General features: G+C 37.1%; 6 protein-coding genes. 4 read left to right on the forward strand and 2 right to left on the reverse strand.

All coding sequences use genetic code 11. From position 1 onward, the window contains the following. Positions 1 to 848, reverse strand: an 848-nt coding sequence (locus ACSHXM_RS21020) for a DUF3549 family protein (RefSeq protein ID WP_435692236.1), incomplete at its 3' end; no start/stop codon positions are given. A 95-nt stretch (positions 849 to 943) separates the two neighbouring features. Here ACSHXM_RS21020 and ACSHXM_RS21025 point away from each other — a divergent pair. The 3 genes from ACSHXM_RS21025 to ACSHXM_RS21035 are packed head-to-tail and all read left to right on the forward strand — an operon-like array spanning position 944 to position 2,491. Then, a complete protein-coding gene (locus ACSHXM_RS21025; RefSeq protein ID WP_435692238.1) occupies positions 944 to 1,264 on the forward strand; it encodes a YqcC family protein in 321 nt (106 codons plus the stop codon). Further along, entirely contained in the window at positions 1,257 to 2,006 is a 750-nt protein-coding gene (truC, locus tag ACSHXM_RS21030) for a tRNA pseudouridine(65) synthase TruC (protein ID WP_435692240.1), read from the forward strand. The genes ACSHXM_RS21025 and truC overlap by 8 nt, the downstream gene beginning before the upstream one ends. Positions 2,007 to 2,044: 38 nt before the next feature. Continuing rightward, on the forward strand, positions 2,045 to 2,491 hold the full coding sequence (locus ACSHXM_RS21035) for a flavodoxin domain-containing protein (protein WP_435692242.1): 447 nt from the start codon (positions 2,045 to 2,047) through the stop codon (positions 2,489 to 2,491). Between the two features lie 68 nt (positions 2,492 to 2,559). On the opposite strand, the gene rpsT is transcribed toward ACSHXM_RS21035, so the two are convergent. After that, positions 2,560 to 2,823 carry a 30S ribosomal protein S20 gene (gene rpsT, locus ACSHXM_RS21040; protein ID WP_007618345.1) on the reverse strand — a complete coding sequence of 88 codons (264 nt, stop codon included), beginning with the start codon at positions 2,821 to 2,823 and terminating at the stop codon, positions 2,560 to 2,562. Positions 2,824 to 3,090: 267 nt separating this feature from the next. On the opposite strand from rpsT, the gene murJ reads away from it, so the two are divergent. Then, positions 3,091 to 4,447 (forward strand): murein biosynthesis integral membrane protein MurJ (murJ, locus tag ACSHXM_RS21045; RefSeq protein ID WP_435692245.1); only part of this gene is annotated, 1,357 nt, incomplete at its 3' end.

Genomic DNA, 4,447 nt, shown 5'->3' on the forward strand with positions numbered 1-4,447 from the left:
AGAATAGCTTCTTCGTTTAATAGTTGCCTATGTCTTGCAGGTATTATCGTAAGTACATTTACGTCTTGAGCTATTGTTGAGTTCAATAGCTGTAATATAAATGTCGTCGTTTGTGATTTGTTTTGTGATTGAGAAATTGCCCTAAGAACGGAAGTTAAAATCAGTAAGTTTTTGTCTTCGTTATGGTAATAATCAATTAAATAGGCACAGAGTTCATCATTAATGAGGTTGTTTTCTAAAGAGCTGCACGATGCTTTTTGCATTTCTGGCGCTATGTGTTTAAAAGCTTCAATAAATAGTTGTGTGTTTTCTTTAGTGTTAATTACAGCACAAAAATCAGCAATGCCTTGTAAAGGTATATTTTGCCAATCCTGGTTTTGTGGTGCTTCTAGGTATTCTCTGACTTTTTCAAAATGTTCAGATTGTGGCATTCCTAATTCTTTGCGGCATCTACTATTAAAATCGGCAAGTTGCTGTTGATTAGGCACAAAAGTAAACGGGTTTTCAGGCAATTGATTGTTTGAGTTGTTTTCTTTGTCTAAATGTTGACCAAGTGCTTCAATGACAATTTGTAGAAACTGTCTTCTTCCCGCTGCAATTACTAATCCTTGTTCGTCTATTGGTAATTTTACAAACCATATATATTGTTCTTTACTGGCCTCTTTATTAAAAAATAACACGCCAAACCAAATATGTTGTTGTCTCGGGTATGGAGCTGCATGAGTCCCATTTTCAATCTCTAAGAATGCTTGGGAGTTGATAGGTCGAATGCCGCGGGCCATATCGAAAATTCGATAGTCGGTTCCTGCATGGAGTAAAAATTCACTGATGGTATCTATGTTGCTCATGTTATTCTTAATAAATTATTGAAATAAACAAAGGGCAGTTTACCAACAGTAGTATCTGGTAAAGTTTAGCACTTTGATAAAACTAGCCGATGATCATGCCACGTAGTTACACAGAAGTCGAAATACAGCTAAAAAAATTAATAGAAAATTTGCAAACAGCCAATTTGTGGTCGAAAAAAGAACCTTCGAAACAAGCTATGGCAAGTGTCGTTCCCTTTGCCGTTGACTCAATGCCACTAGAAAACTGGTTGCAGTTTATTTTTATTCCTAAGATGTCTAATTTAATTAACGAAGGGCGACCTTTACCCAAAGAATTAAAATTATTGCCTATTGCCCAATTAAGTTTTAAGTCTGTGGCTAATAAAGATAGCTTGTTAGCCAATATTCAAGCCATCGACGGGTTATTTGATGAATAGTTTACAAGTCATTTATCAAGATGAATATATTGTAGCCGTGAATAAACCTTCAGGCTTGTTGGTCCACAGGAGCATGTTAGATAAACATGAAACTGAATTTGCTATGCAAAAGGTTCGTGATCAAATTGGTCAACATGTTTTTCCAGTACACAGGTTGGATCGGCCTACTTCTGGGGTATTACTTTTTGCTTTATCTCCGAGTATCGCTAGGATATTAAATGAGCAATTTTCTCAACAGTCAATTCAAAAGACTTATCTAGCTATAGTACGAGGACATGCTCCTGAAAACGGTGAAATTAACCATCCATTGAAGGAAAAGCTAGATAAAATTGCTGACAAAATGGCTAAACAGGATAAACCAGCGCAAGAAGCGCTGACCCACTTTAATCGATTATCTTTATTTGAGTTGCCTTTTGCCGTTAGTCGTTATCCTACAGCTAGATATTCTCTGGTTAAGTTGATGCCGAAAACAGGTAGGAAACATCAACTAAGAAGACATATGGCTCATGTTAATCATCCTATTGTTGGAGATACTACGCATGGAGACGGTAAACACAATGTGTTTATCCGCGATCAATTTGGTTTAAATCAACTGGCATTAACCTGTAAGTCGATGGAGATAATTCACCCGGTTTCTCAACAACCTTTAATGTTAAAGTGCGAATTACCAAAAAGTTGGTCACTTTTACTAGAAAAGTGGGGTATGAGTCACCATCAATTAACATTGGTAAATTCTTTTTAAAATTAGCTAAATACTAGCTTGTAGGAGGTTGTACAAACATGAGCAAAATTAGCATTTTTGTTGGCTCAGTATATGGTAATGCACAACATGTAGCAGAAGACGTGAGCAGTATGTTAGACACCAAAGGTGTGGACTCTAAAATTTTTATGGACCCAAGTGTAGAAGACTTTAAGCAAGCTGATTCTGTGCTGGTTGTTAGTTCTAGTACGGGCCAAGGAGACATACCACCTAATTTAGAATTTTTTATACAAGATTTGCGTGATGCTCAACCTTCAATGGCTCAAAAACCTTTTGCGGTTGCTGCTTTAGGGGATAGTGCATATGGTGACAGTTTCTGCGGAGCGGGTGTTCAAATTTTTGAATTGTTGTCGGAGTTACAAGGAAAGCCAATAGCTGAACTGTTAGAGGTTGATGCTTGTGAAACTTTAGAGCCTGAAGTTGAAGTCGTCGCTTGGGTTGAAAAGTTAGTCGCTGAATTCCAGTGAAAGTAGTGAATAGTTAAAATTTAGGTATAAAAAAAGCGCCTTAGGCGCTTTTTTTTAATTAATACAAATTAAGCTAATGCTTTAATTTGTGCAGCTAAACGACTCTTATGACGAGCAGCTTTATTTTTGTGTATCAAACCTTTAGTTGCCATACGGTCAAGTAAAGGTGTTGCCGCAGTGTATGCAGCTTGAGCAGCTTCTTTATCGCCAGAGGCAATTGCAGAAAGTACTTTTTTCAAAGATGTACGTGTCATTGAACGACGGCTAGCGTTATGTTGGCGACGCTTTTCCGCTTGTATTGCACGTTTCTTAGCAGACTTGATGTTAGCCAAGTTGGAACTCCCAAAAAATTCTAATCAAAATTCAAGGGTGCGGATTATGCTGATCAAAGGGCTTTATGTCAATCTATTTTGTGGGTTTTGTAAGCAGTTTTTAATTTATTCTTCAATTTTTATAATTTGTGAATAATCTCAAATGTAAATATTCAATAAAATTGTTGGTTTATCAATAACATTGGCACGCATTACTAATATTTTAGGATTGCTATTATACAAAATCATGCCGCATAATACTTATTTAAACACTCTTGGAAGTTGTACGTGTCCCGCAAGTTATTCAAATCAGGATTAATCGTTAGTTTAATGACCTTTATCTCTCGAATATTGGGTTTGATTAGAGATGCTGTGATTGCAAATTTGATGGGGGCTGGGGCGAGTGCAGATGTATTTCTATTTGCCAATAAAATTCCTAATTTTTTACGTCGATTATTTGCAGAAGGCGCATTTGCACAAGCGTTTATCCCTGTATTGACAGACGTTAAGGGAGAAGGGGATGAGGAACATCTAAAAAGGTTTATTGCAAAAGTTTCAGGATCTCTAGGTTTTATCGTGACTATCGTTACGATTATAGGGGTCATTGGCTCCCCCATATTGGCTGCGCTTTTCGGTATGGGATGGTTTGTCGAGTATTTAAATGATGGTCCTGAAGGTTCAAAGTTTGAACTTGCTTCCTTAATGTTAAAAATAACCTTTCCATATTTGTTATTTATCTCGTTAGCTGGGTTAGCGGGTGCAATATTAAATACACTTAATAAGTTTGCTATGGCTGCTTTTACCCCAGTGGTACTTAACGTCGCCATTATTAGTTGTGCCATTTTTCTAGCCCCTCAATTTGAACAACCTGCTTTTGCCTTAGCATGGGGTGTATTTATAGGTGGTTTATGCCAATTATTATTTTTACTGCCTTTTTTAATTAAGGCTGGTTTATTGGTTAAACCCCAATGGGGATGGTCTGATCCGGATATTGTGAAAGTCAGAACACTTATGATCCCTGCATTGTTTGGTGTCTCCGTTGGACAATTAAATTTGTTGTTGGATACCATGATAGCGACTGCTCTAGGAACAGGCGCAATATCTTGGCTTTATTACTCAGATCGTTTGTTGGAATTTCCGTTAGGTCTATTTGGTATCGCTATTGCCACTGTAATATTACCGACTTTGTCTCGAAATCACGTAGCGAAAGATGACCAAGCGTTTAGTCGTAATATTGATTGGGCTGTAAAAATGGTGTGTTTACTCGGTATTCCCGCTGCTACAGGTTTATTTATATTGGCAGAACCTATGCTCATTACCATTTTTCAACGTGGTGAATTCACTCCTCAAGATGCCACTTTTGCTTCGCATAGTTTGCAGGCTTATTCATTTGGCCTATTAAGCTTCATGTTAGTAAAAGTATTAGCCCCTGGTTTCTTTTCTAAACAAGATACTAAAACACCAGTGAAATTTGGTATTTGGTGTATGGCAGCCAATATGTTGTTTAACTTGATATTAGTTTGGCCTTTTGATTATGTTGGGTTAGCTATCGCCACCTCTATGTCGGCAACGATGAACGCAGGTTTATTGTATTTTACTTTACGAAAACGGAATATTTATGTGGTGTCCTCAGAAACACTTTATT

The organism is Paraglaciecola sp., from assembly GCF_051252315.1.
In the GTDB taxonomy this organism is placed as follows: Bacteria; Pseudomonadota; Gammaproteobacteria; order Enterobacterales; family Alteromonadaceae; genus Paraglaciecola.

Coding starts and splice junctions, on each gene's coding strand:
- ACSHXM_RS21025 (WP_435692238.1), top strand. CDS start 944: ATGCCACGTAGTTACACAGAAGTCGAAATACAGCTAAAAAAATTAATA.
- truC (WP_435692240.1), top strand. CDS start 1,257: ATGAATAGTTTACAAGTCATTTATCAAGATGAATATATTGTAGCCGTG.
- ACSHXM_RS21035 (WP_435692242.1), top strand. CDS start 2,045: ATGAGCAAAATTAGCATTTTTGTTGGCTCAGTATATGGTAATGCACAA.